Below are 26,288 nucleotides of genomic sequence, written 5' to 3'. Positions count from 1 at the left end.
CCGCGGGCATCGACATCGCCGCCCACTCCGAATCCGCCTACCTGATGGATGAGGAGCCAGTGGAACTGGGCTCCCCGCATCGGGTCTGAAATCGCATACGTAGGGCCTGGCACCGGCAGTGCCAGGCCCTACGTGTGCGCCGGCTCCCTGCCGGACTAGCCGGACTGCTCCGCATATTCAACAGCTTTGTCGTCCACTTGCCCCAGATAGGCCTCGGACTGGTTGTAGGACCAGATGGCATCGGTCCAGCCCTGGTCGGTGGTGAGGTCCCGGCCGCCGGCACACAGGTAACCGGCAGCGCTGAGGGCGGCGTCGTCGATGTTGTGAGGATCCGCCACCCCGTCTCCGTTTGCATCCTTTCCCGCCATCTTCCACGTGGAGGGAATGAACTGCATGGGCCCGACGGCGCGGTCCCAGCGGGCGTCGCCGTCAAGCGCGCCGTCGTCGGTGTCGGCAATGGCGGCGAAACCGTCGCCGTTGAGGCCGGGGCCTACGATCGGACCGCTCACGTCTCCCGAAACCGTGAGGTGGCCTCCGCCGAGGGCGCCGTGCGCGGATTCTACAAACCCGACGGCGGCTACCGTGTTCCAGCCGACCCCGCACGCCGGAGCATCGGCATTCGCCATGCCGGCCGCGGCAACGTACGCCCGGAGGGCCCGTGCAGGAATTCCGGTCCGGGCAGCGGTCCGGGCCAGCCAGCCCGGGTCGACGGTCCTGGTGATGTTCACGGCATGCGTACTGCCACCTGCCAGCGGCACGAACTTCCCCGCCGCCTGCGGCGGAGCCGGCTGGGCCGCACGCACTCCCGCGCCGGGCGCGCCTGCATTGGTCATGCCCAGGAGCCAGAACGCGCCCGCGGTGATAGCGCAGAACGCGAAAAGGCTGAGAACCGCGAGGCGTTTCAGACGAAGCACGGAACAGCCTAACCCGGCGGCGCCCCGGGATTGGCACACCCGGAACAAAGAGGCGCCACGACCCTGTTGCGCGCGTCACACGGCACTGCTATTGTTTCTCCGCCTAATGACAAGCACTTCCCATAGGATGGGAAACTCGGCGCCGGGAGCGCAGGCAGGAATGACATGACTGACGAACTACACATCGAGGGCAACGCCCTCCCCCTCCGCGGCATCCGCGTGCTCGAGCTGGGCAGCTTCATCGCCGCCCCGTTCGCCGCCCGCCTTTTCGGTGACTTCGGCGCGGAGGTCATCAAGATCGAAAAGCCCCAGGGCGGCGACGAACTGCGCGACTGGCGCAAGACCCGCGGCAGCACCTCCATGCTGTTCCGCACCATCGGCCGCAACAAGAAGTCCGTGGCCCTGGACCTCCGCTCCGAGGCGGGCCGCGAGGCGGTCAAGAAGATCGCCGCCCAGTGCGACGTGGTCATCGAGAACTTCCGCCCCGGCACCCTCGAGAGGTGGGGCCTCGGCCCGGACGTGCTGCAGGAACTCAACCCCGAGGTAGTCATGGTCCGGATCTCCGGCTACGGCCAGACCGGACCCTACAAAAACCGCGCCGGCTTCGGCAGCTCCGCTGAGTCGTTTGCCGGCCTGCGCTACATCACGGGTGAACCGGACCGCCCGGCCGGCCGTGCGGCGGCCAGCATGGGCGACACCGTCGCCGGGCTCTACGGCGTCATCGGCGCCCTGATGCTGATGCTCCAGAAGGCCCGCGGACTGGAGACGGGAACTTCCCAGGTCGTCGACGTCGCCCTATACGAAGGGGTGTTCAGCCTGCTCGAATCGCTGGTCCCGGACTATGACGCCTACGGCATGATCCGGCAGCGCACCGGCGGCGCGCTGCCCGGCGTCGTACCCACCGGCTCCTATCTCTGCCAGGACGAACTCGAAGTGGTCATCGGCGGCAACTCCAACTCCGTCTTCGTCCGGCTCATGCGGGCCATCGGCCGCGACGACCTCGCCGAGGACGCCACCCTGCTCGCCACGGAGGCGCGCGGCGCCCGGGAGGAAGAGCTCAACGGCGCCATCTCTGCCTGGACCGGCAGCATGCCCCTCACCGAGGTCCTCGACAAGCTGGACGACTCCGGCGTGCCGGCCGGTCCCGTCTACGACGCCCCCAGCATCGCCGTCGACAAGCACTACCTGGCGCGTGACATGATCCAGACTCACGAGGTGGTCATCGAGGACGAGCCCGAACTGATCCGGTTCCCCGGCGTCGTGCCCAAGATGCCGGGTCACGAGGGCCGGGTCAAATGGGTCGGCCCGGAGCTGGGAGAGCACACGGCCGAAGTCCTGCAGGAGCTCGCCGGCATGAATGCAGACGAAATCGCCGGCCTCGGACTGCAGGAGGCGCGCTGAACATGAAGGTCGAAATCACTGACGTGTTCCTGCGGGACGGACTCCAGGACGAACCAGTCATCGTCTCCACGGCGCATAAACTCGAGATCGCCGAGGCACTCGTCGACGCCGGGCTGAAGCGCATCGAGGTCGCCTCCTTCGTGAACCCGAAGCGGGTTCCCCAGATGGCCGACGCCGCTGAGGTAGTCGCCTCGCTGCCAACAGTTCCGGGGGTCACGTACACCAGCCTGGCGCTCAACGGCCGCGGCATCCAGCGGGCTGTCGAGGCCGGAGCCACCGACATTCAGGTGGTCACCTCCGCAAGTCAGACGCACAGCAACGCCAACGCCGGCCAAGCCATCGAGGACGCGCTGGCGAACCTCGGCGCGGCCGTGGCCGGGTTCCCGGAAATCCGGTTCTTCGCCGGCATCTCCACCGCCTTCACCTGCCCGTTCGAGGGCGCAATCGACCCCGCCTACCTTCTGCGCGTGGTGCGTGCCTTTACGGACATGGGCATCACCGACGTCGGGCTCGCGGACACACTGGGCACCACGCCGAGCGAACAGGTGATGGCCAGCCTGCACCACGTCCGCGGGGCCGAACCGGACATCACGTACTACCTGCACCTGCACAACGCACACAGCCAGGCGCTGGCCACCGCGAGCGCAGCGGTGGAGACCGGCGTCGTCCGTTTCGATGCCGCCCTCGGCGGCTACGGCGGCTGCCCGTTCGCCCCCGGGCGCACGGCAACATCGCCACGGAGGAGCTTGTCCGGCACCTGCACGACGCCGGACACCAGACGGGCATCGACGAGGACCGCCTCGCCGAGGCTGTGCGGCTCGCCCTCGACGTCGTCGCTCATTCCCCGGCGGCCGGCTTTCTCGATCCCGCCCGCTAAACCGCTTTTTACTGCTTCGACTCCCGTCCACAGGCCGCCGCGGCGGTCTTCCCACCAAACGTTTTGGGGACAATGATGTCTACAAATTCACCTACCACGGACCTCACCATCGAACCTACGGACCGGCCAATGCGCGAGAAGGGCCAAGATCGGCTGCGGCTCAAAATCGCCAGCATTCCGGCCCCGCTCTACCTCGTCCTCGCCGGACTGGTCCTTGCAGCGGCAATCACGGGCAACCTCCCGGACACCATGGTGGTCGGCTTCGCCACCACCATCCTGCTCGGCGGGCTCTTCATCTGGATCGGCAACCTGTTTCCGGTGGTCCGCGACTTCGGGCTGCCGACCATCCTGTGCACCTTCGCTCCTGCCACGCTGGCTTACCTCGGCCTGATGCCCGAGAACCTGGTCACGGTGGTGCAGAACTTCATCGACGGACACGGATTCCTGGACTTCTTCGTCGTCGGCATCATCGCCGGCTCCATCCTCGGCATGCCCCGTGCGCTCCTGCTGAAGGCAGGACCTCGCTTTGCGGTACCCGTGGTGGGTTGCCTCATCGCCACCTTCGTCCTGGTCGGGCTCATCGCGGCCCTCACCGGCTTCGGCTTCATCGAAGGCATCCTCTTTGTCGCCGCGCCCATCATGGCCGGCGGGCTGGGTGTCGGGGCCCTGCCCATGTCCGAGATGTACGCCTCGGCCACCGGTGGCGACTCCGCCACCTTCATGGGCGACCTCATGTCCGCCGTCGTGATGGCCAACGTGGTCTGCATCCTCATCGCCGGTATCTACAACGGACTGGGTAAACGCAAGAAGCAGCTATTCGTCGGGTTCAACGGCCACGGCCAGCTGATGCGCATCAAGGGGCGCTCCGACGAGCTCACCCTGCCGCCCAAGCGCGACACATCCTCCTTCATCGCCCTGGGCAAAGGCCTGCTCATCGCCGGCAGCCTCTTCGTCTTCGGCAACCTGATGGCCGCCTTCATCCCCGGGCTGCACCCCTACGCCTGGGCCATCATCGCCGCCGCCGTCGTGAAGATCTTCGGCCTGCTTCCCAAGGATGTTGAGGAGTCCACTGCTGACTGGGGCGACCTGATCGGCGCCGTGCTGGTCCCTGCCCTGCTGGTCGGCGTCAGCCTGACCTACATCGACATCACCGATGTCCTCGCCTCGCTGAGCAACCCGCTGTTCATCCTCCTCACCATTTGCACCGTTGTCATCGCGACCCTGACCTCCGGCGTTCTCGGATGGCTCGTGAAGTTCAACTTCGTTGAAGCCTCCATCACGCCCGGGCTGGTCATGGCGGACACCGGCGGCAGCGGCGACGTCTCAGTCCTGAGCGCGGCCAACCGCATGCACCTGATGCCGTTCGCGGCCCTCACCAACCGCCTCGGCGGGGCACTGGTGCTCTTCGTGACCTCGCTGATCGTTCCCTTCCTCACCTAAGAAAGGTCCATCGTGACTGACAACATCCTGGCCGTCGGCGGCCGCTCCCCACAGATTTCTGGTGACGCGTGGGTAGCGCCCACCGCCACGGTCGTTGGCTCCGCCACGGTCGGCGCCGAAACGGGAATCTACTACGGCGCCGTCATCCGGGCGGACATGGAGGACATCAGCCTTGGCGAGGGCAGCAACGTCCAGGACACCGCCGTCGTCCACGCCGACCCCGGCTACCCGGCACGGGTGGGCAACCACGTCAGCGTGGGACACGGCGCGGTACTGCACGGCTGCACGGTGGGCGACGGGGCACTCATCGGCATGAATGCCACTGTCCTGAACGGCGCCATCATCGGCGCCGGGTCCCTGGTGGCGGCCAACGCGCTGGTCCTCGAGGGCACCGAGGTGCCGCCCGGCTCGCTCGTGGCGGGCATGCCGGCCAAGGTGCGCCGGCCCCTCACTGCGGAGGAGATCGAGCACTGCAGGCACAACGCCGCAACGTACGCCGCACTTACCCTGAGGCACCGGGACGCGACGACCGTGGCGCTGCCGGCCTGACAGTTCCCACCCCACGAACGCAAGGACAGCCAATGACCACCACCTCACCCGCCTCCCGGCAAAGCACCGCGGCGCCCCCACTTCCTGATGAGGGTCACGTCTCGGCGGCCGTCGCCGATGTCCTGGCGGAACGCGCGGGACACCTGTTCGGACTGATGGGAAACGGCAACGCCCACCTCATCAGCCGGCTCACCCGCCGCGGCTTCCCCTTCACGTCGGCCCGCCACGAGGCCGCGACCGTTGCCATGGCCGATGCTTACCACCGCGCCACCGGAGGCGTGGCGGCGGCCACCACCACCTACGGCGCCGGCTTCGCCAACGCGTACACAACGCTTGCCGAAGCCCGGCTGGCCCGCATTCCGCTGGTGTTCGTCGTCGGAGATGCCCCGGCCAGCGGCCGCCGGCCGTTCGACATCGACCAGGCGAAGGCGGCCGACGCCGCCGGTGTCACCACGCTGGTAGCCCGCCCGGACAACGCCGCCGCAATAACCCACCGAGCCTTCGACCTCGCACTGCAGACCGTCCAGCCGGTGGTGCTCGCCATCCCCTACGACCTCGCCGCCGCTCCCCTGCAGGCTCCGGTGCCGCTGGAACCCCTTCCGGCCAAGCCCGCGTGGCCCGCGGCCGCTGACGAACTGGACCGGGTGGCGGAACAGCTCGCCGCAGCGCAGCGGCCGCTCATCCTGGCCGGACGCGGCGTGCTCCTGGCTGGTGCAACCGCCCCGCTGCGGGAAGTGGGCGACAGGGTCGGGGCCCTCTTCATGACCTCCGTGATGGCCGCCAACGCGTTCGGCAGCGAGTGGGACCTCGGCATCGCCGGCGGCTTCACCCGCAGCCACCGCCTCGACGTCGCCCGCCAGGCGGACCTCGTTCTGGTGGTCGGGGCAAGCCTCAACACTTTCCAGACCCGGTACGGAACACTGTTCCCGGCAGACGCCAGGATCATCCGCCTCGACAACGAACCCGACGCCGGCCAGAACGCCGGCGCCGAATACGTCCGCGCGGACATCCTGCCGTTCGCGGAGGGACTGCTGGAAAGGGTGCCCGCCGCGGCGTCGCCGACCTGGCGGGATGCTGCCCCCGAAGTGTCGGGAACGGAGTTCCGTTCGTCCAGCCCGGTGGAGGACCCTGTCGAGTTCGGACCCGACGGCCGGCTCAACCCGCGTGCCGTCGTCGCTGCCCTGGACCGGATCCTGCCGGCCGAACGATCCGTGGTCATGGACGGCGGGCATTTCATCGGCTGGGCGCCAATGTACCTCTCCGTCCCGGACCCGCACGCCATGGTCCTGGTGGGGACCGCCTTCCAGTCCATCGGGCTCGGCTTCGGCTCCGCCGCGGGCGTCTCCGTTGCCCGCCCCGAACGCACCACCGTCCTGGTCAGCGGCGACGGCGGCGGCCTGATGGGGCTGGCCGACTGCGAGACGTTCCTCCGGGCCACCCGCAAGGGTGTCGTCGTCGTGCTCAATGACTCGGCGTACGGGGCGGAACTGCACCAGTACGCCGCAAAGGGGCTGCACAGTCAGGCGATGCTGATCGACGAGGTGGACTTTGCCGCCGTCGGACGTGCACTGGGTGCCGACGGAATTAAGGCCCACACCCTTGCCGATCTGGAGCAGCTTGAGAGCTGGCTGGCCACCCACGACGACGGCGTGTTCGTTTTGGACGTGGCGATATCGCAGAAGGTGATTGCCGAGTTCATGGCGGAGTCGCTGGCCGCCAAGGGCTGAGCCGGCGTCATAAGCTGGCCACATGCCGCCTACTGAACAGAACGGAAGCAACCGCACGCTGGAGCGTGCTGCCGCAATCCTCGACGCCGTGGGCCGGTCCGCCGTATCAGCCAGTGAGCTGTCCCGGCGGACCGGCCTGTCGCTGTCCACCGCACACCGGTTGGCCCTTCAGATGGTGGATTACGGCTTCCTCCGCCGGACTGAGAGCGGCACTTTCCGCCTGGGGCAGCGGTTCGTCCGTTCGGCCCTGGAGAACGCCGCCCTGCCCGTGCTCCACGAACTCCGCGACAGCACCGGCGAAACCGCACAGCTCTGGGTCCGGCGGGGCGACGAAAGGGTCTGCCTCCTCAGCGCGGACAGCCGGCACGAACTGCGCGCCACCCTGCCGCCCGGTTCGAGGCTCCCCCTGCCCGCCGGCTCCAGCGGCCGGCTCCTCGCCGCCGACGACGAGGTGCTGGCGGAGCTGGCTGCGGCGGGCTGGATCGAATCGGTCGGCTCCCGCACGCCCGGCCTCGGGTCCATCAGCGCGCCAGTGCGGACAGAGGAAGGAATCATCGCCGCCGTCTGCCTCGCCATGCCCCTGGCCCGGGTCACCGGCTCGCCGGGCCAGGACCACGGCGCCGTCGTTGTGCAGGCAGCACGGAGGATAGAGGAGGCAGTGCGGGAAGGTGGCTAGGGCCCCCGAGGCTTGACAGAGTTTTGACCTCAAGGTCTAATTTTTCGCAGAGCACCAAACATGATGCACGCGAGACCATGCGCGTGGACAGGCTTCCATCAGAGCCCGTGGGGGCGGTGCACCAGCGGCCTACAGGCCGCCCATACAGGCGTTTCCCCGTTGACGCTGCGTACGCAGCGATTCCGGAGCGCCTCTTGCCGCCGATTCGCCCGCGGCCCAAAAACTCTGAACAGCCCAAAAATTTTTCACACCCAAAGGACATCCATGCCCAGCACCACCACCATAGACATCCACGTAGAAGACCGCCGGATCCTGGACGAAAGGCTCGATGCAGCCGTCAAGGATCTCCAGGAAGCGGCTATGCTCACCGGAACGCACGGCATCATCGTCACGCGCAACAAGCCCGGGAGCTACACCGCCACGCTTTCCGAGCAGGTTCCCTTCGGCATGACCCGCGAAATTATCCTCTAAACTTTGGGGACCTTAACCCGTCCCCGGTTACCGGGAATACCTGGCGGCGCCCATTCGTTGAGTCCTGCGAAATGTGCGCCGTCCGGCGCGCAGCCGAAGGAGTAAAAACCATGGCAACTGACTACGACGCCCCTCGCGTGGCCCAAGAGGACCAGCCGGCCAACGAATCCCTGGAGGCCATCCAGTCCCGGCAGGGCGGATCCCAGACTGCCCTGCTTGATGTCGAAGAGGCCGACACCGCCGAAGGCATTGACCTTCCCGGCGCGGACCTGTCGCACGAAGAGCTGCTGATCCAGGTTGTTCCGGTGCAGGAGGACGAGTTCACCTGCATGTCCTGCTTCCTGGTCCACCACCGCAGCCAGCTCGCGCGGGAAAAGGACGGCAAGAAGTACTGCTCGGAGTGTGAAGGCTAGTACCAGGGGGCTAGCTCTGAAGGGCCAGCACTGAGACGATAGCGCTGTGCTGGCCCGGCTCCGATCGTCCTGGACCGCCGTCGTTCCCGTCGTCGGCCTGATCGTGCTGGCCGTGACCTGGGGAGTTTCTCCCGGGCCGGTCTTGGCCACCACCATCGCGGTGGTTCTGATGGGAGCCATCCTGGCGGCGGTGCATCATGCCGAAGTGGTGGCCGAGCGCGTCGGCGAGCCCTTCGGCTCGCTCGTGCTTGCGGTTGCCGTCACGGTCATCGAGGTGGCCCTCATCGTCACGCTGATCGCGTCCGGCGGCGAGGGAAGCCATTCGCTGGCACGGGACACCGTCTTCGCCGCCGTCATGATCACGGCCAACGGCATCGTCGGTATTGCCCTGCTGGTGGGCGCCCGCAGGTACGGCATCCCACGGTTCAACCCGGAGGGAGCCGGTGCCGCCCTGGCCGTGGTCACCACGCTGGCTACGCTGACGCTGGTCCTGCCGACCTTCACCTCGTCGCGGCCCGGACCGGAGTTCTCACCCCTGCAGCTGGGCTTCGCGGCCGTGGCATCGCTGTCGCTTTATGGCGTGTTTGTGCTGACCCAGACCGTCCGCCACCGCCATTTTTTCCTTCCCGTCCTGTCCCCCGGGGACGGCGGGGACGACCTGCACGGCCCCACCCCCACCAACCGGGCCACCTACATCAGCCTGGCGTTGCTGTGCGCGGCGCTGGTCGCCGTCGTCGGACTGGCCAAGACTGTGTCCCCGGTGATCGAAGCGGGCGTCAGCCGCGCCGGGATCCCGGAGTCCTTCGTGGGCGTGATCATCGCCCTCCTGGTCCTGCTGCCGGAGGGTCTCGCCGCTTCCCGGGCCGCCTCCCGGAACAGGATCCAGATCAGCCTCAACCTGGCATACGGCTCGGCGATAGCCAGCATCGGCCTGACGATTCCCGCGATCGCCATCGCCAGCATCTGGCTGCCGGGACCGCTGACGCTGGGGCTCGGCGGCACGCAGATAGTCCTCTTCCTGCTGACCGTCATCGTGGGAACACTCACGGTTGTGCCCGGCCGCGCCACCCGGCTGCAGGGCGCCATCCACCTGGTCCTGTTCGCCGCGTTCCTCTTCCTCGCCATGTTCCCGTAGGCACTTCGATATCATGGCTTCATGACTTCCCCTTCAGGGAGCGACGAAGACCTCCTGCTCGAGCGGCAGCTCTGCTTCGCTCTGGCTGTCGCCTCGCGCACCGTCATCGGCGCCTACCGGCCCGTGCTGCAGGAGCTGAACCTGACCCACCCGCAGTACCTGGTGATGCTCGCGCTGTGGGAGAAGAGCCCGCGCTCCGTCAAGGAAATCAGCGACGCCCTTCTCTTGGTCCCGGCCACCCTGTCGCCGCTGCTCAAGCGGCTCGAAGCCCTGGGATATGTCACCCGACGGCGCGTTCCCGGGGATGAACGGTCCCTCGCCGTCGGCTTGACCCCCGAAGGAACCACCCTCCGCGACAGGGCGTTGGGGGTGCCCGGAACCATGCTCGCCAAGCTCGGCCTCACCCGCGCCCAGGCCGAAGACATCCATGTGGCCATGACGCAGCTCATCGAATCAGCCCAGACGGATCACACACCTGTTGACCCCAGCGTGGAAGCCGCCCTCAACGTGGAAGACGAAGCAACGGCCTAGCCAACCCGCCGGAGTTTTTGTCCAGATAATGGGCGCTAAACCGCCCGCAAGTCGCGATAGGTGGACAAATACTCCTCACGTGGGGTCCGACGGCGATGCCCGCCTCGTCGCGCATCTTAAGTGCCGCGCCCGGGACACTCAGAAGAATCTTGCACGTCAAAGGTAGACTTTGCTGGCATGAGGACAGTCGCAGACAACCTTGAAGATCCTGATGACGTCCGCACCCGCATTGTGGTCACCGCCTACAGATTGTTTTCCCACCGCGGAATCCGCGACGTCGGGGTCGACGAGCTGATCCGCGCATCGGGCGTCGCCAAGGCGACCTTCTACCGGCATTTCCCGTCTAAAGACGATGTTGCACTGGCTTTCCTGAAGCGCCGCGACGAGCTGTGGATGCTGGGATCGGTGGTTCCGGAAGCCCGAAGCAGGGCCGACAACCCCGAAGACCAGCTGCTGGCCATCTTCGACGTTTACGACGAGTGGTTCCAGGACGATGACTTCGAAGCGTGCTCCTTTGTGAAGGTGCTGCTGGAGATGGGGGCTGGGCATCCCCTGGGGCAGGCGAGCATCGGGTACCTGAGCAGGATCCGCCAGCAGGTGCGGCTGCTGGCCGAGGAAGCCGGACTGGAGGACTCCGAGGCGTTCGCCCTCTCCTGGCACATCCTCATGAAGGGCTCGATCATTGCCGCCGCCGAGGGTGACAAGCAGTCCGCCCGCCGGGCCCGGCACATGGCCAGCGGACTGATTGCCGACCACCGGCCCAAGAGCCTGCCGGAATAGATTCAGAACCACCCGACGCCGGCCGGTCACCGCATAAGGTGACCGGCCGGCGTCGCACTCCCCTTGGTTCCTCCGGAGTTTTTGTCCAGATAAAGGGCTCTAAAGCCCCATAGGTCGCCATACGTGGACAAAAACTCCGCCCGGATTAGCTCGCGGGCTTCAGTCAGATTCGGCCGACCCTGGATTGATGGGTCAGCGCAGGTCGAAGCGGTCGAGCTCCATTACCTTCACCCACGCCGCGACGAAGTCGTTGACGAACTTTTCCCTGGCGTCGTCGCTCGCGTAGACCTCGGCCAGCGCCCGGAGCTGGGAGTTGGAGCCGAAGACCAGGTCGACCGGCGTGGCGGTCCACTTCAGTTCGCCCGTAGCCACATCGCTGATCTCGTAGACGTTCTCCTCCGCCTCCGAAGCCTTCCACCGGGTGCCCGGCGCGAGCAGGTTGACGAAGAAGTCGTTCGTCAGGACGTGGGGCCGGTCCGTGAGCACGCCATGCGCGGAGCCGCCCGCGTTGCCCCCGAGGGCACGCATGCCGCCGATGAGCGCGGTCATCTCGGGTGCGGAGAGATCCAGCAGGTAAGCCTTGTCGAGCAGGAGGGTTTCGGGCGGAAGCTTCTCGCCATCGCGCACGTAGTTACGGAACCCGTCCGCCCGCGGCTGCAGGTACTGGAAGGACTCGACGTCGGTCTGGTCCTGCGAGGCGTCGGCCCGGCCCGGCCGGAACGGCACAGAAATATTGAAGCCCGCGTCACTCGAGGCTTTCTCCACGGCCGCGCAGCCACCGAGGACGATCAGGTCCGCCAGCGAAACCTTCCTGCCATCGCTCTGGCCACTGTTGAACTGCTGCTGCACGCCCTCGATCGCCTGCAGCGCAGCCCCCAGCTCTCCGGGCTGGTTGACCTCCCAGCCGCGCTGGGGCTCTAGGCGGATGCGGGCGCCGTTGGCGCCGCCGCGCTTGTCAGTCTTGCGGAAGGTGGACGCCGCGGCCCACGCCGTGGTGACGAGCTGGGAGATGGAGAGGCCCGAGTCCAGGAGCTTGGCTTTGAGGGACGCGATGTCCTCTTCGCCGATCAGCTCGTGGTCCGCCGTCGGGATCGGGTCCTGCCACAGCTGCGGTTCCGGGACCCAGGGGCCGAGCAGGTGCGGGCCCACCGGACCCATGTCGCGGTGCAGCAGTTTGTACCAGGCCTTGCCGAATGCCATCGCGAACTCGTCCGGATTTTCCAGGAAACGGCGTCCGATTTTCTCGTAGGCCGGATCGAAACGCAATGACAGGTCCGTCGTCAGCATGGTCGGCCGGTGCTTCTTCTCCGGATTGTGCGCGTCCGGGATGATCTGCGGGGCGTCCTTGGCCACCCACTGGTTGGCGCCGGCCGGGCTCTTGGTGAGCTCCCACTCGTACTCGAACAGGATTTCCAGGAAGCGGTTGCTCCATTCCGTCGGCCGGTCGGTCCAGGTGACCTCGAGCCCGGAGGTGATTGTGTCGCCTCCCCTGCCGCTGCCGTGGGTGCTGATCCAGCCCAGACCCTGTTCCTCCAGGTTCGCGGCCTCCGGCTCGGGGCCCACGTGCGCGTCGGCATCACCGGCGCCGTGGGTCTTGCCGAACGTGTGCCCACCGGCGATCAGTGCGAAGGTCTCCTCGTCGTTCATCGCCATCCGCTTGAAGGTCTCGCGGATGAACGACGCAGCGAGCTTGGGATCCGGGTTGCCCATCGGCCCCTCGGGGTTGACGTAGATCAGGCCCATCTCGGTGGAGCCGACCTCCTCCGCCATGGCACCTTCGCCGATGTAGCGCTCGTCGCCAAGCCAGGTGTCCTCGGGCCCCCAGAAGATCTGCTCGGGCTCCCACACGTCCTCGCGGCCGAAAGCGAACCCGAAGGTCTTAAAGCCCATTGACTCCAGGGCGACGTTGCCCGCGAGGACCAGCAGGTCAGCCCACGAGATCTTCTGGCCGTACTTCTGCTTCACCGGCCACAGCAGCCGCCGGGCCTTGTCCAGGTTCGCGTTATCCGGCCAGCTGTTCAGCGGGGCGAAGCGCTGGCTGCCCTCACCCGCACCGCCGCGGCCATCCTGGACTCGGTAGGTGCCGGCAGCGTGCCAGCTGAGCCTGATCATCAGGCCGCCGTAGTGGCCGAAATCCGCCGGCCACCAGTCCTGCGAGGTGGTCAGGACCTCAATGATGTCCTGCTTCAGGGCCTCGACGTCGAGTTTCTGGAACTCCTCCCGGTAACTGAAGCCGGGGGCGAGCGGGTTGCCTGCCGGGTGGTTCGCATGGAGCACCGAGAGATCAAGTTGGTTCGGCCACCAGTCTGCGTTCGTCCGGGGCCGGTGCCCCTTCGGCTGCGGCGAGTCGATCGCCGGGTTCTCGCTCTCGCTGCCGTGCGAGGTCGCGCTGTCATGGGCGACGGGACAGCCGCCTTCAACCTTGCGGTCCAGACCCTGGGCACTTCCCGGCGTGGGAACCGGAGGATGGTCCTGGCGATCGGTCATGTGCTTCCTTCCATATGGCCGAGGCCGCGGTCGGACTCGGGCGGCCGGTCTAACCCTCCTATTTGACCATGGGCGGGTGGCGCGGTGAGAGCCCCTCTTTCCGAGTTTTTGTCCAGGTAATGGGCGCAAAGCGGCCTCGAACGCCCATTATCTGCACAAAAACTCCTGTACGTATTGGAGGGGGAAGGTCCTGCACCTCTCGGGCACAATGGAAGGCATGACCCTCACGACTTTCGCCCTCATCCGCCATGGCCAGACAGACTGGAATGCGCAGCGCCGGCTGCAGGGATCCAGTGATATTCCGCTGAACGACGTCGGCCGCGGCCAGGCGCGCGACGCCGTCGCCGTTTTGTCCGGGCAGGAGTGGGACACGGTGGTGTCCTCGCCGCTGAGCCGTGCGGCGGAAACTGCAGACCTGATCGCCGCCGGCCTCGGACTCACGGTGGAACGGCGTGTGCCGGAGCTCGCCGAGCGCAGCTTCGGGCCCGCGGAGGGCTTGCAGGCAGGCCCGGAACTGGAGGCATTGCGCATCCCCGGCGGCTTCCGCGGGGCGGAAAGCGACGACGACGCGGGCTCCCGGGGCCTGGCCGCCCTTGAGGCCCTGGCCGAGGAGTTCCGCGGACGCCGCGTTTTGGTCGTCGCCCACGGCACGCTCCTCCGCCTGGCCCTGAGCCGTGCCACCGGGAGCACCCTGGCAAGCATCGACAACGCCGTGCTCAACCTTGCCCACCACCACGCCGTCGACGGCTGGGCGCTCGAATATTTCAACGGCGAACGGGTAGCGGAGGCCGCCCGCAGCTAGGAAAATTGCTGCTGTCCCTGTCCCCGGAGGCCTGACAGGACTACCTTTCTCCTATGGGCCGGGCGAGCACAGGCGCTCCGGACAGGCAAAGAGTTTCTACTCAACGAGGAGTGGGGCCGGGATATGAAGCCGCGAACCATAATTTTGGGCATCATCGTTTTGCTGCTGGTCGCTGGCGGGGCGGCATTTTTTTACTTCAATAATTTGAGAAGCCAGGCCGCCGACTACAACCCGCAGATCACGCCGGCGGATTTCACGACGAAAATAACCAACAAGTACTTCGCCCTTCCGGTCGGCAAGAAGATGACCTACGGGACCGGCGGCGACAGGATAGAAATTGAGATCCTGCCGGAGAAGCGGGTCATTGAGGGCGTGGAAACCATCATCTACCTGGACAGGGAATTCAAGAACGGGCAACTCGTCGAGGAGACCAAGGACTACCTGGCACAGCACAAGAACGGCGACGTGTGGTACTTCGGCGAGGACGTGGACAACTACAAGGACGGCAAACTGCAGGATCATTCCGGCAGCTTTCTCCACGGGCGGGACGGGGCAAAGGCAGGCATCTGGATGAAGGCCGAACAGCGCGTGGGTGACACCTACCGGCAGGAGTACTACCTGGGGCACGCGGAAGATATGCGGGACACCATCGCCACGGGCCAGACAGTCACGACGAAAATGGGCACCTACAAAGACTGCGTCAAAGTGGACGACTGGACGCCGCTGGAGTTCAACTCGCGGGAGCACAAGTACTACTGCCCCGAGGTGAGCTCGCTGGTTCTGGTTGAGGAACCAAGCGGCAAACGGTCTGAACTCACGAACATCAACATGCCGTAAATGGCAAGCACCTGAAAGCCAGGGCCGGCATCCGACCCTGGCTTTCACGGTTTCCTGCTAACTGCTAACTGCTATCGGCTATCGCCGCACGTCATCGATGCCGTCGGTTTCGATGCGTTCCTTACGGACTTCCTCGTCGACAGTCACCTCGTCCGTCACCGTTTCCTTGTCGAGACGGACCCGCTCGACCGGGACGGTTTCCTTCTCGATCACGGGGCGCTCCTCGTGGAGGGTCACCTCGTGTTCCTCCTCGCTGATGTCCGGTCCGGACAGGGCAGCACCCCGGTTGGCATCCGTGATGGGTTCGCGCTCGATCCGGACCTCTTCGCGCTGGACCGGAACGGTCTTGGTGACGTTCTCGGTGGTCACGTACTTGCGAAGCCTGGCACGCCCGGCGGCCTGCGTTTCCGTGCCGACGTTCAGCCGCTCCTCGGAGCGGGTCATGGCGTCATCCGTGGTGGGCCCGGACGTGTCCCGTCCAACCGTCCCGGCGGCGTCAGCCGTCCCGGTACGGGTGTCGCCGTATGTGGCAGTGCCCGTATCTGCATACCCTGCGTCTCCGCCCGAGTCCGCGTAGTTCTGGTGTCCGTCGAGGCCGTAGTGGCCAAAGAGCCGGTCCTCTTCCGACGGCTCAAGGTGGCCGTCAGTCTCCACCCTGGGCGCGTCCTTGACCTGGTCCTTGCTGTAAGGAACCACAACGTCGCTGCCTTCAAGACGGGCGCCTTGCAGCGGGACGAAGGATTCGGAGGTGCCGAACAGTCCGGTCTTGACCGTCACCCAGGTCGGCTGGCCATCGGCGTCGTCCGCGTAGACCTGGCCCACTGACCCGATCTTGTCCCCGTCTGCAGAAACGACGTTTCCGTTGCGCTGCAGCAGGTCATCAATGTTTTCCGTGGTGAGCATGGTGTCTCCTTGGATCTCAGATGCTGGGGTTCGCAGCGCCTCCCTGCAGGACGCCGCACCGCAATACGATAAGCATGCTTACCAAGGTTTTGGCAAGCATGCTTATCAATTCCTGCGTCCTGGCGTCCTGCCCTTGCGGCGGAAATACCAAGTGTGCTTACTATTTCCGGGTAATCAGGATTGCTGCCGATCCAGCACCGCTGGTTCTTCATCCTCAAGGAAAGAGAGCAACGATGACCGAGAACGCATACGGCACCGGCGTGCCCGCTCCCGGCCTGGGCACCACCGGTGCGGGCACCATCGACTACACCGGCACCACCGACGACTACCGGGGTGACACCTCGAAGAAGGACGTGGCCAAGGAAGAGGCTGCGAATGTTGCGGGACAGGCTGCGGGCGCTGCCCAGAACGTTGCCGGGACGGCCAAGTCCGAGGCGAAGAACGTGGCGTACGAGGCGAAGAACAGCGCCAAGGACCTGCTGCACCAGGCGAAGTCGGACCTGACCAGCCAGGCCGGCACCCAGCAGACCAAGGCCGCCGAGGGCATCCGCAGCATCTCCTCACAGCTGCGCACCATGGCCGACGCACCGGACCAGCAGGGCGTGGCCGCGGACCTGATCCGGCAGGCCGCAGACCGCTCCGAGTCGGTCGCGTCGTGGCTGGACAACCGGGATCCGGGCTCCCTGCTGGACGAAGTGAAGTCCTTCGCCCGCCAGCGCCCCGGCACCTTCCTGCTCGTCGCCGCAGGCGCGGGCATGCTCGCCGGCCGCCTGGGCCGCAGCCTGCAGGCCGGCGCCCCCGAGACGGGAACCGCGGCCGGCGCCGCTTCGCCGCGACCGTCCCGGCTCGCCGCAACGGAGAACACCGCCACGGCAGGCGTAGGCCAGCCCTTCTATGACCAGGCCAGCCTCGGAGAACCCGCCTTCGGCGAGCCGAGCATCTCGGGCTCGGGACCCGTTTCCACACAGTCACTTCCCACTGGGTCATCCGCAGGTGCACTGCGGGACATTGACGATCCCTATGTTGAAAGTGGGGGTCGTCCCCTGTGAGCAGCCAGATCCCCGATACACCTCCCACGGCGGCGCACGCGAAGGCCGATACCACCTCCCTCGGTGATCTCCTTGGTGAGGTTACCCGGGACCTGTCCACCCTGATCCGGCAGGAAATCGAACTCGCCAAAGCCGAACTCAAACAGTCCGGCACCCGCGCCGGCAAGGGCGGCGGCATGCTCGCCGGCGCCGGCGTCGCCGGGCACTTCGTGCTCCTGTTCCTCTCCATCGCCCTCTGGTACGCCCTCGGCGAGCTCATGGGCCTGGGCTGGTCCGCCGTCGTCGTCGCCATCATCTGGGGCATCATCGCCGCGATCCTCGCCTCCATCGGACGCAAGGAACTCAAGAACATCAAAGGCATGCCCCAGACCATGGAGACAGCCAAGGAAATCCCGCCCACCCTCAAACCGAACGGAGACCACCGATGAGCGATAACCCGGACGCCATCCGCGCCGACATCGAAGCAACCCGCAACCGCCTCGGCACCAACGTGGACGCCGTCGCCGACAAAGTCACCCCCTCCAACATCGTCCACCGCCAAACCGACAAGGTGAAGGACGCCGTCTTCGGAGTAAAGGACAAAATCATGGGCACCGCAGAACACGCCACCCACAGCACCACCGGCAGCCTCCACCACGCCGCCCACACCACCAGCGGCGGGGTCCACCAGGCCACCGACGCCGCCGGCAACGCCCTCCACGGCGCCGGCGAAGCGATCGCCGACGCACCCCAGAAAGTCGCGACGAAAACCCAGGGCAACCCCCTCGCCGCCGGACTGATCGCCTTCGGCGCCGGGCTGCTCGTCTCCTCCCTGATCCCCCCGAGCGAGAAGGAACGCGAAGCCGCCGACGCCCTCAAGACCGCGGCCGAACCCATGACCAGCCAGCTCACCGAGGCCGCAAAGGACATGGCCCAAGGCTGGAAGGAACCCGCCCAGGACGCCATGGAAAACGTCAAGGCCACCGCCACCGACGCCGCCCAGCACGTCACGGACGAAGGCCAAACCGCAGCCTCCGACGTCAAAGCCACCGCCACGGACGCCAAGGACCACGTCCAGAACACGTAGCCCCGGTAAAGCTCTAAATGGAGAAAATACGACGCCGGCCGGCCCGCCTCACGCGGGCCGGCCAGTCGTTTCCAACCGGGCCACGGTATGGCTCCGCCGTCAGCTGAAGCGTATTCTGGAGACACGCTTTTTTGGGGTGTGAACCGCAGTGATGGTACGCAAAAGCCTGGTATCGGGACCTCACACGACCCTGGCAAGGATGCTCGGGTTCGTGGTCCTCAGTTGCCTCTGTGGCGCCCTTGTTGCCGCCTACTTTGTTCCCCAGATTGCGGCTGCCGGCGTTGCCGTCAGCAGCTCCATGAACTTCTACAACGGGCTTCCATCAGAGCTTGCGGTGCGTCCGCCGGCGCAAACCACAAGAATCCTGACGTCCGACGGGAAACTGATTGCCTCGTTCTACGAGGAAAACCGGGTCCGGGTTCCGCTGAAGCAGATGTCGCCGTACATCAAGGACGCCGTTGTGGCCATCGAGGACAGCCGCTTCTATGACCACAGCGGCGTGGACCCCGTGGGTGTTTTGCGGGCGCTGCTGAGCAACGTCGCCGGCGGAGACCGGCAAGGCGCATCCACCCTCACCCAGCAATACGTCACCAACGTGGCCAACGAAGCAAAAATTACCTCCGGCCGCGAGGATGAGGTGGTCCTCAGCGGGGAGAAGACCGTCGGCGACAAGGTCCGGGAAATGAAGCTCGCCATCGAGCTGGAGAAGAAATTCACCAAGGATCAGATTCTCGAGGGCTACCTCAACATCGTGTTCTTCAACCGCAGCGCCTACGGCATCGAGGCGGCAGCGCAGCAATTTTACAGCGTTTCGGCCAGCAAGCTCAGCCTCCCCCAGGCTGCAATGCTGGCAGGGCTCGTCAACAGCCCCAGCCTCTACGACCCCATCAGCAACCCGGAAAACTCCCTCAAGCGGCGCAATCTGGTCCTGGACGCCATGCTGGCGCAGGAAAAGATCACCAAGAAGCAGCATGACGATGCCGCCGCCACCGGCCTCGGCCTGAAAATCCGCAGCTCGAAGCAAGGCTGCGCTGCAGCCGCCATTGCCCCCTATTTCTGTGACTACGTATCCCACCTGATCCTCAACAACCGGGCCTACGGGGCGGACACGGACGCCCGGGAGCAGAAGCTCTTCAGGGGCGGGCTGACCATCACCACCACGCTGGACAGCAGGCTGCAGACGGCGGCCCAGTCACAGGTGGACTCCACGGCCGGGTCCAACCCGGGCAAGTGGGGAGCTTCCCTGCTGACGGTCCAGCCGGGCACCGGCAAGATCCTGGCGATGGCACAGAACACCTCGTTCCTCCCGGAGCCCGGCAAGTTCGATACCCAATTGAACTTCAACGTAGACGCCAAGGATGCCAACGGCAATGACCTCAACGGTGCCGGCGGGTTCCAGCCAGGGTCCACCATGAAGCCGTTCACGTTCGCCGAGTGGCTGCACCAGGGACGGAAAATCACCGAAGAGGTGGACGCCTCACGGCGGGAGTACCCGCTCGGATTCGGATGGCGGGACTCGTGCGCCAAGGTGGTGGGCGGTTACAGCAGCAGGCAGCGTGCGGCTGGCCTTGAAGCAGCCGACGATCTGCAGAACGCTTCAGCGGGCTACTACCGCAGAATGCCAGCGAACTACGGGCTGTACAACTCCATCAACACGGCCACATTTGCCGAGGTGGCACAGCTGGACATCTGCGGCATCGACAAAATGGTTGCCGCTGTGGGCCTGCGAAGCGGGCTGGATGGCTCAGAGATCAACATGCACCAGCTGGGCAATATTCTCGGCGGCACCGCCGTGTCACCGCTCAGCATGGCCACCGCCTTCGCCACCTTCGCTGCCGACGGCCGCTACTGCGCGCCGATTGCCATACAGCGGGTCACCGACTTCAACGGACGGGCGCTGGCCAGCCAGCAGCCCGCTTGCCGGGCCGCCGTCGAACCGCAGATTGCCCGCGGCGTGAATTCGGTCCTGCAGGACGTGCTCAAAAAGGGTTCAGGCGTCTACATCAACCCGAAGGTCCACAGCAAAGTCCCGGTGGCCGCCAAGACCGGCACCAACAACAGCAACGGTGCCACCTGGGTACTGGGCTACACCAGCGGCCTGGCCACCGCGTCGTTCTTCGGGGACGCGCTCAACGGCCAGAAACGGCCCGGCAGGAACATCACCGTCAACGGCAAGCACTATGACCGCATTGACGGCTACATGATCGCCGGGCCGCAATGGGCCAACTACATGCTCAAGGTGGCGCCGATGTATCCGGCCAAACCGTTCCCCAAGCCCCCGGCATCGATGGTCGGCCCAGGAGCCAAGTAGCGCCCCGATGCGCGCGAAGAGTACCTGCGCGGGGAAAAGAAAAGGACCTAGTCGAAATGCGTCTCGACATCTGATCCTGAAAGCCTGCCCAGGAGTTCCACGGCCACATCACGCAACTTCCGGTTCCGGTTGCTCGAGACTTTGGCCAGGATGTCCATCGCCTCCTTTTGCGAACACCTGTTCTGGGCCATGATGACGCCGCAGGCGACGTCGATCGCGGTCCGGCTCCGCATGGCCGCCTCAAGATTCTGCGCCCGGGCCTGCGCGGCCCCGATGCGGACTGACAGGTGCAGCGTGCGGTTGGCCAGGTCGCCAAACTCGACCGCCCGGTCAAAGAGCTCGGGGGTGAAAAGGCCCGGCGCGGGACCGAAGAAGTTCAGCGCGGCACTGGCCCCCTCCCCGATGTCCAGGGGCACGCCGAGCGTTGAGTACACACCGTGCTCAGCGAGCTGCTTCTGGTATTCAGGCCAGCGGTCATCCGCGCGGACATCATTGAGCAATTCCGGGGCCATGGTGAACAGTGCCCGGATGCAGGGTCCGTCTCCGACTTGCTGCTCAATCTGGTCCAGCTCTATGGCTCGGGCACTGCTGCCTGCAACAGTGGCGGTGTGCCGCTGCCGCTTCAGTGTCACGGCGCATTCAATGCCGGTGGCTGCCAGGCCGCTCAGCGTGGATGCCGCGAAGCCGGCCAACCCGTCGAGGAAGCCATCAACGCTTTCGGCACCAATGAGGATGTCCTGCAGCTGCCGAACAGCCGAATCTTCGCTCGCTTCAGTCATTCCCCCATGCTAAACGCCAAAAGGCCCAGTTGTTCCAAGGAAGCGAAAAATCGGACTGCCGCTCCCTCAGGCTGCCTGCGGGGTTCCGAAGAGTTCCGCCGCGAGGCGCAGCAGATGCTCCGGGATGCTGGTGTCCTTACCCTTGGCGTCACGGCCGACTATGACCGCCGGGCCGCGGGCGGCGCCTGCCAGGTCAAGGCCGCAGTCGTGCATCAGTTGGTCGGCGCAGAGGTTCACCGGCAGGTTGGCCGAGGTTCCCTCGGCGTTGAGGTAAAGGTGCCAGTCGCCCCGGGCGACGGACTCGAAGTCGCCCCCGAGCAGGTCTTTCAGGCTGTCCGGCCCTTCCACGGGGACGACCCGGAGGGGTTCGCCCAGGCGGGGCGGGACATTAAGGCGGTATGTGCAGTGCTCATTTTGGGTCACTGTTAATAACAAAATCCGGCGTGCCGGTGTTCCCTCAAGCCGACGCCTGCTCCCCGGCCTGGACCGGTACCAGCTGCACCTGTACGCCGGCCTCCGTGAACAGCGTTACTTGGCCCGGATCGGCGCCGGAGTCCGTCACCAGGGTCCACGGCAGGGCGAGCTTTGCCCACGCGTGGAACGGCCGCTTCCCCAGCTTGCCGGAGTCGGCCAGGACGTAAACCGAATCGCCGCGCCGGGCCATGAGCTCCTTGAGCCGGGTTTGCGCATGATCGGCCTCGCAGAGCCCGTCGTCGGCGGTGACGGCGTCGGCACCCAGGAACACCCGGTCAAAGCTCATGCGCTCAAGGGCCGCCTCAGCGAGGGGACCCACGAACGTCTGGCTCACGCCGCGCAACCGGCCGCCGAGGCAGTCCACCTGAATGCCCGGCGAGTCGGCCAGCTCCTGCAGCGTGTTGATTCCCGGCGTCGTGACGGACAGGTTCTCCCGGCCGCGCAGGGAGTGCGCCAGGGCACCGACAGTGGAGCCGCCGTCGAGCAGTACGTTCTCGCCGTCCTTCACCTCCGCAGCCGCCCAGGCCGCGATGGCATGCTTCTGCTCGTACGCCTCACCGGTCCGCTGCCGCAGGGACGGTTCGGGATGCGCGCCCAGCGCCACCGCTCCGCCGTAGGTCCGCGCCAGCTTCCCCTGCTCATTCAGCTGGGCGAGGTCCCGCCGGATGGTGGAGGCGGTGACCTGGAAATGCCGTGACAGTTCCTCCACAGACGCCAGCCCCGTGGTGACGGCAAGGTGGTAGATCTCTTCGCGCCTGGCTTTGGCGGTGGTCATCTGCGGCTCTCCTTTGCTCACACCATCGTAGGGCCCGGGGTTTCGGCAAGCTCAACCACCGGGATCTGACAAGCTCCGATCACCGTCTCACAGCGAGGCACCGCCGCAGATCACGTAGTTCTGTCCGGTGATGGACTTTCCGTGCGGCCCCAGCAGGAAACCGGCGAGCGCCGCGACGTCCTCGGGATCCACCAGCCGGCCAAGCGCGGGCAGCTTCGGCGGGGTGGCTGCCCTGCCGGGGTCGGCCAGCATGGGCGTGTCCGTGGGCCCCGGCGACAGCACGTTGACCGTGATGCCGCGCGGCGCAAGCTCCTGCGCCCACGTCCGGCCCATGCCCATCAGCGCCGCCTTCGTGGCCGCATACTGGCTCTTGCCCGCCGCGCCGGTGGAGGTCCGGCTGCCGATCAGCAGCACCCGGCCGCCGTCGGGCATCCGCGGGACCACCTCGTTGGCCAGGGCACTGGCGGCCCCCACGTGGACGGCGAACATGCCGGCGAGCGCATCCGGGTCCAGCTCACCCAAGGGCGCGGTGCGCTGGTACCCGGCGGCGTGGACCAGCGCGTCCGCCGGGCCGATCCCCGACGCCGTTTCCGCCAGCGACGACGGTTCGGACAGGTCCGCATGCAGCCACTGGAACCCGGGCCCCAGCGAGGTCTCGCTGCGGCTCAGTCCGGTGACGGCCCAGCCGTGCGCCAGCAGGTGGACGGCGATCGCCTTGCCGATGCCGGAGCTGCAGCCCGTGACAACCGCGTGGCGGGCGCCGGTCACTGCTCGTCCCCTCCCGGAGTGGCGCTGCCCTCGTACGCCCACTGCGGGTCCACGCGGACGTACTTGATGGCCTGCCGGAAGTAGGTGTACGCGATGTTCAACGCACCGTCCGGGCCCTGGTGGACGGACGGGTATGAGTACTCCCTGTTCAGGCCGTCGCGGGAATTGTTGGAGAGGCAGTAGCCGTCCCCCACGTCGAGGTTCCGCCGGATGGGCCAGGTCCGGCCCGAGTCCTCGGAGATGGCCAGCGTCATGGGCGAGCGCGGGGTCCCCCAAAAGGCGCGCCGTTCGCCGTCGTCAGTTCCGGCGGCGGCAGACGGGGACGGCTCCGCCAACTGGCCCTGTTCGGCGGCCAGGCCGTCGTCGTCGATTTCGTCGTAGAGCGACAGCCGCCGCTCGGTGTTCTCCTCCGCGCGGCTGTGGTTGTAGACCAGCGCCAGACGGCCGTCGGCGAGCGCGGCGAACTGGATCGAGGAGTTGTTGTTGGGCAGCTCGGTGGGGACGGGCTCGGTCCAGGTGGCGCCGTCGTCGGTGGAGCGGGATTCGTAGATCGAGTCAGCCCAGCGGCTGCGGAACAGCGCCAGCAGAGAACCGTCGGCCACGGGCTGGATGTTCATGTGGACGCAGCCCAGGCTGCCCGGCAGGATGTGCTCGCGCCAGGTGGCTCCGCCGTCGTCGGAAATCATCACGGCACTGTCGTCGCTGTTGCCCACCCACTTCTCCCCCGGAGTGGTGATGCAGCGGAAGATCGGGATGATCAGGCGGCCGGACGGCAGCACCACCGGCAACTGCCGGACGAACACGCCGCCCGTTTCGTTGGCCGGGAACAGCGTTTCCACCGGCCCCCACGTGCCGCCGCTGTCCGTGGAAGTACGACGGCGGACCTCCGCCGTGTCCTGGTTGCCCGCCTTTTGCGCGGTGTACAGGAGCCAGAGCACGCCGTCCTGACCGGCGGAGCCAGGCGCGGTGAACAGGATCGGGTTCTGCTCCGAGCGGGTCGAGTCGTCCGAGAGCTGCTGCGCCGGTGACCACTGGCTGCTGCCCGGTTCCAGGGTGGAGAACCAGATGGAGATGTCCGGCACGCCCTCCTGGGTGCCGCCGAACCACACGCAGCCGAGCCGGCCGTCGGGCAGGGTCAGGAGGTTGGCGGCGTGGCTCTGGACGGTGGGCGCCGGCAGGTAGGCGAAGTCTGCGCCGTCCGCGCGCTTTACGGCGCCGTCGGGCGTGATGGTGCTGTAGCCGGTGTTGGTGGTCTGCATGCCTCAGCCCTCCGACCTGGCGGCAGCCAGGTGCGCCTTGGCAGCCAGCTCCAGGTGCGTCAGGTCCGACGCGACGGTGGTGAACGTGTAGCCCTGCCGCAGCCGCTGGGCGGCGATCTCGCCGGCCGCGGTGTGGATACCGGCGGCGATGCCTGCCGAGGCGGCCGCTTCGGCGACGGTTTCCAGCGCCGCGTTGAACTCGGCCTCGATGGCGGGGTCGCCCGGAAAGGCGCCGCCGACGGCGATGGCCAGGTCCGAGGGGCCCACGTAGATGCCGTCCAGGCCCGGCGTCGCGCAGATCTCCTTCACGCTGGCCAGCCCCTCGGGCGTCTCGATCATGGCGAAGACCATCGTGGCGGCGTTGGAGTCAGCCGGGACCGGGCCGATGCGCAGCGCCGAGCGCATGGGCCCGTAGGAACGGCCGCCCATGGGCGGGTACTTCGCTGCGGCGACGGCGGCCGCGGCGTCCGCGGCGTTGTTGACGAGCGGGACGATGACGCCGACGGCGCCGGCGTCGAGCGCCTTGCCGATCGCGGTGAAATCGTTGGCCTCCACGCGCACCATGCCGACGGCGGTGTGCCCGGCGTCGATGGCCATGAGGCCGTTCAGTACGCCCGAGTAGCCGAGCAGCCCGTGCTGGGCGTCCAGGGCAACGTAGTCGTAGCCGAGCCGGCCGATGCGTTCCGTTGCCACGGGCGCGTCCAGCACCGCCCAGTAGCCGACGGCCTGCTCACGGGCGCGGATCTTGCGGGCGAATTCAATGGCCAGGTCCGATGTCATCTGTATCTTCTACCTTCAGTTCGTGGGTGGTGGCGTCTAGCAGTCGTATATGCGTCAGCGGTTATATGCCGGCATGGGACCGCGCAGCCCGGAGCCGATGGCGTCGCAGGAGCTGGCAACGTCCTCGGGCAACGGCCCCTTGGCAACGGCGGCGATGTTGGCGCGCAGCTGCTCCACCTTGGAGCCGCCCAGCAGCATGGACCCGACGCCCTTCCGGAAGGCGAGCCAGCGCAGGGACAGCTCGGCGAGGGTGACGCCTGCCCCGTCGGCGATCCCGGCCAGGGCGCTGACGGCGTCGAACAGCTGCTTGTCCCAGTAGCGCTGGGTGTACATGGCGGCCAGCTTGGAATCGCCGAAGCGGCCCTCCGAGGGCTTGGCCTCGAAGCTGTGCTTGCCGGTGAGCAGGCCGCCGCCCAGCGGGTTGTAGACCATGGTGTGGACGTTGTGGGTTGCAGCGAACTCGAGGTATTCCTCCTCCACCCGCCGCGCCACCAGGTTGTAGAGCTGCTGCGCTACAACGGGGCTGGGCGCACCCACCTCGCGGGCAACATGGATGACGTCGGCGATCTGCCAGGCCGCGAAGTTGGAGACGCCCAGCGCCCCGATCTTCCCTTCGGCAGCCAGCTCGGCCACGGTGCGCAGTGTGTCCCGCAGCGGGGTGGCACGGTCCGGCTGGTGGAGGTAGAACAGGTCGATGCTGTCCACGCCGAGCCGCCGGAGGCTGCCCTCGACGCTGTTGCGCAGCCCCTGCGGGGACAGCGGCGTGTGCTGGCCGTGGTCCGCGTGCGGCATGCCGGCCTTGGAGGCAAGGATGACCTCATCGCGGCAGCCCTTGAGGAGGCGCCCGAGCATTTCCTCCGTCACGCCGCCCACGTACGCGTTGGCGGTGTCGATGGTGGTGATGCCGGCGTCGAGCGCCTCCTCCACCATGCGTCCGGCGGTGGCCTCATCGGCGGTGTCGCCGAACGTCATGGTGCCCAGGACCAGCCGTGAGATGGGAAGCTTCAGTCCTTCCACCGGGGTGCCTTCTGGCTGCTTGCTCATGCGTTGATTCTCCGTGGTTGCAGTGTCTGTGCGGTTGCAA

Annotated in this window: 27 protein-coding genes; 17 read left to right on the top strand and 10 right to left on the bottom strand. The window is 66.7% G+C overall.

The annotated features are described in order from the left end of the window. Positions 1-155: 155 nt before the first annotated feature. Complete coding sequence (locus ACHMXB_RS18160; protein ID WP_395400656.1) at positions 156-914, bottom strand: lytic transglycosylase domain-containing protein; 759 nt, start codon at positions 912-914, stop codon at positions 156-158. 165 nt (positions 915-1,079) lie between these two features. Here ACHMXB_RS18160 and ACHMXB_RS18155 point away from each other — a divergent pair, with 165 nt between their 5' ends. The 11 genes from ACHMXB_RS18155 (at position 1,080) to ACHMXB_RS18105 (ending at position 10,914) form a co-directional block, all read left to right on the top strand. Continuing rightward, a complete protein-coding gene (locus tag ACHMXB_RS18155; RefSeq protein WP_395400654.1) occupies positions 1,080-2,315 on the top strand; it encodes a CaiB/BaiF CoA transferase family protein in 1,236 nt (411 codons plus the stop codon). A gap of 2 nt (positions 2,316-2,317) precedes the next feature. Further along, on the top strand, positions 2,318-3,268 hold the full coding sequence (locus tag ACHMXB_RS18150; protein WP_395400652.1) for a hydroxymethylglutaryl-CoA lyase: 951 nt from the start codon (positions 2,318-2,320) through the stop codon (positions 3,266-3,268). Continuing rightward, entirely contained in the window at positions 3,268-4,632 is a 1,365-nt protein-coding gene (locus ACHMXB_RS18145; protein WP_395400650.1) for a 2-hydroxycarboxylate transporter family protein, read from the top strand. The genes ACHMXB_RS18150 and ACHMXB_RS18145 overlap by 1 nt, the downstream gene beginning before the upstream one ends. A gap of 12 nt (positions 4,633-4,644) precedes the next feature. Continuing rightward, positions 4,645-5,181: a gamma carbonic anhydrase family protein gene (locus ACHMXB_RS18140; RefSeq protein ID WP_395400648.1), complete on the top strand. Its 537-nt coding sequence runs from the start codon at positions 4,645-4,647 to the stop codon at positions 5,179-5,181. A 32-nt stretch (positions 5,182-5,213) separates the two neighbouring features. After that, positions 5,214-6,908 (top strand): thiamine pyrophosphate-binding protein, encoded by a 1,695-nt coding sequence (locus tag ACHMXB_RS18135; RefSeq protein WP_395400646.1) that lies wholly within the window; start codon positions 5,214-5,216, stop codon positions 6,906-6,908. 22 nt (positions 6,909-6,930) lie between these two features. Next, entirely contained in the window at positions 6,931-7,584 is a 654-nt protein-coding gene (locus ACHMXB_RS18130; RefSeq protein WP_395400644.1) for an IclR family transcriptional regulator, read from the top strand. Positions 7,585-7,848: 264 nt separating this feature from the next. Then, complete coding sequence (locus ACHMXB_RS18125) at positions 7,849-8,055, top strand: hypothetical protein (RefSeq protein ID WP_395400642.1); 207 nt, start codon at positions 7,849-7,851, stop codon at positions 8,053-8,055. Between the two features lie 110 nt (positions 8,056-8,165). Then, complete coding sequence (locus ACHMXB_RS18120) at positions 8,166-8,468, top strand: DUF4193 domain-containing protein (protein WP_003802821.1); 303 nt, start codon at positions 8,166-8,168, stop codon at positions 8,466-8,468. A gap of 46 nt (positions 8,469-8,514) precedes the next feature. Continuing rightward, a complete protein-coding gene (locus ACHMXB_RS18115) occupies positions 8,515-9,603 on the top strand; it encodes a calcium:proton antiporter (RefSeq protein ID WP_395400640.1) in 1,089 nt (362 codons plus the stop codon). Positions 9,604-9,624: 21 nt separating this feature from the next. Then, on the top strand, positions 9,625-10,134 hold the full coding sequence (locus ACHMXB_RS18110; RefSeq protein WP_395400638.1) for a MarR family winged helix-turn-helix transcriptional regulator: 510 nt from the start codon (positions 9,625-9,627) through the stop codon (positions 10,132-10,134). 177 nt (positions 10,135-10,311) lie between these two features. After that, positions 10,312-10,914 (top strand): TetR/AcrR family transcriptional regulator, encoded by a 603-nt coding sequence (locus tag ACHMXB_RS18105; protein WP_395400636.1) that lies wholly within the window; start codon positions 10,312-10,314, stop codon positions 10,912-10,914. A 192-nt stretch (positions 10,915-11,106) separates the two neighbouring features. Here the strand turns inward: ACHMXB_RS18105 and katG are convergent, their stop codons facing one another. After that, the gene (katG, locus tag ACHMXB_RS18100) at positions 11,107-13,401 is read right to left on the bottom strand and encodes a catalase/peroxidase HPI (protein ID WP_395400634.1); all 2,295 of its coding nucleotides are present in this window, start codon (positions 13,399-13,401) and stop codon (positions 11,107-11,109) included. Positions 13,402-13,618: 217 nt separating this feature from the next. On the opposite strand from katG, the gene ACHMXB_RS18095 reads away from it, so the two are divergent. Together ACHMXB_RS18095 and ACHMXB_RS18090 are read left to right on the top strand one after the other, a co-directional pair. Further along, positions 13,619-14,203: a histidine phosphatase family protein gene (locus ACHMXB_RS18095; RefSeq protein WP_395400632.1), complete on the top strand. Its 585-nt coding sequence runs from the start codon at positions 13,619-13,621 to the stop codon at positions 14,201-14,203. 123 nt (positions 14,204-14,326) lie between these two features. Continuing rightward, a complete protein-coding gene (locus ACHMXB_RS18090; protein ID WP_395400630.1) occupies positions 14,327-15,040 on the top strand; it encodes a hypothetical protein in 714 nt (237 codons plus the stop codon). A 78-nt stretch (positions 15,041-15,118) separates the two neighbouring features. Here the strand turns inward: ACHMXB_RS18090 and ACHMXB_RS18085 are convergent, their stop codons facing one another. After that, on the bottom strand, positions 15,119-15,943 hold the full coding sequence (locus ACHMXB_RS18085) for a DUF2382 domain-containing protein (RefSeq protein WP_395400628.1): 825 nt from the start codon (positions 15,941-15,943) through the stop codon (positions 15,119-15,121). Between the two features lie 233 nt (positions 15,944-16,176). Between ACHMXB_RS18085 and ACHMXB_RS18080 the strand changes: the two genes are divergently transcribed. From ACHMXB_RS18080 to ACHMXB_RS18065, 4 genes are all read left to right on the top strand, one after another. Continuing rightward, positions 16,177-16,992, top strand: a complete 816-nt coding sequence (locus ACHMXB_RS18080) for a hypothetical protein (protein ID WP_395400626.1) — start codon at positions 16,177-16,179, stop codon at positions 16,990-16,992. After that, positions 16,989-17,420 (top strand): phage holin family protein, encoded by a 432-nt coding sequence (locus tag ACHMXB_RS18075; protein ID WP_395400624.1) that lies wholly within the window; start codon positions 16,989-16,991, stop codon positions 17,418-17,420. The genes ACHMXB_RS18080 and ACHMXB_RS18075 overlap by 4 nt, the downstream gene beginning before the upstream one ends. After that, a complete protein-coding gene (locus ACHMXB_RS18070; protein ID WP_395400622.1) occupies positions 17,417-18,058 on the top strand; it encodes a DUF3618 domain-containing protein in 642 nt (213 codons plus the stop codon). Before ACHMXB_RS18075 ends, ACHMXB_RS18070 begins: the two co-directional genes overlap by 4 nt. Positions 18,059-18,209: 151 nt before the next feature. Continuing rightward, positions 18,210-20,369 carry a transglycosylase domain-containing protein gene (locus ACHMXB_RS18065; RefSeq protein WP_395400620.1) on the top strand — a complete coding sequence of 720 codons (2,160 nt, stop codon included), beginning with the start codon at positions 18,210-18,212 and terminating at the stop codon, positions 20,367-20,369. Positions 20,370-20,416: 47 nt separating this feature from the next. Here ACHMXB_RS18065 and ACHMXB_RS18060 read toward each other — a convergent pair whose 3' ends face one another. The 7 genes from ACHMXB_RS18060 to ACHMXB_RS18030 form a co-directional block, all read right to left on the bottom strand. Next, entirely contained in the window at positions 20,417-21,148 is a 732-nt protein-coding gene (locus ACHMXB_RS18060) for an ANTAR domain-containing protein (RefSeq protein ID WP_395400618.1), read from the bottom strand. Between the two features lie 66 nt (positions 21,149-21,214). After that, positions 21,215-21,571, bottom strand: coding sequence for a hypothetical protein (locus ACHMXB_RS18055; protein WP_395400616.1), 357 nt, complete (start codon positions 21,569-21,571; stop codon positions 21,215-21,217). Between the two features lie 34 nt (positions 21,572-21,605). Further along, a complete protein-coding gene (locus ACHMXB_RS18050) occupies positions 21,606-22,397 on the bottom strand; it encodes a DeoR/GlpR family DNA-binding transcription regulator (protein WP_395400614.1) in 792 nt (263 codons plus the stop codon). Positions 22,398-22,484: 87 nt separating this feature from the next. Beyond that, positions 22,485-23,165: an SDR family NAD(P)-dependent oxidoreductase gene (locus ACHMXB_RS18045; RefSeq protein ID WP_395400612.1), complete on the bottom strand. Its 681-nt coding sequence runs from the start codon at positions 23,163-23,165 to the stop codon at positions 22,485-22,487. Further along, positions 23,162-24,424, bottom strand: a complete 1,263-nt coding sequence (locus ACHMXB_RS18040; RefSeq protein WP_395400610.1) for an exo-alpha-sialidase — start codon at positions 24,422-24,424, stop codon at positions 23,162-23,164. Before ACHMXB_RS18040 ends, ACHMXB_RS18045 begins: the two co-directional genes overlap by 4 nt. A 3-nt stretch (positions 24,425-24,427) precedes the next feature. Beyond that, on the bottom strand, positions 24,428-25,204 hold the full coding sequence (locus ACHMXB_RS18035) for an HpcH/HpaI aldolase/citrate lyase family protein (RefSeq protein ID WP_395400608.1): 777 nt from the start codon (positions 25,202-25,204) through the stop codon (positions 24,428-24,430). Between the two features lie 54 nt (positions 25,205-25,258). Continuing rightward, positions 25,259-26,248, bottom strand: coding sequence for an aldo/keto reductase (locus tag ACHMXB_RS18030; protein ID WP_395400606.1), 990 nt, complete (start codon positions 26,246-26,248; stop codon positions 25,259-25,261). Between the last annotated feature and the right edge of the window lie 40 nt (positions 26,249-26,288).

Source organism: Arthrobacter sp. UC242_113 (genome assembly GCF_044054585.1).
In the GTDB taxonomy this organism is placed as follows: Bacteria; Actinomycetota; Actinomycetes; order Actinomycetales; family Micrococcaceae; genus Arthrobacter.
Note: the sequence above shows the minus strand (reverse complement) of the source record. Positions and strands in the feature narration are given on the sequence as shown.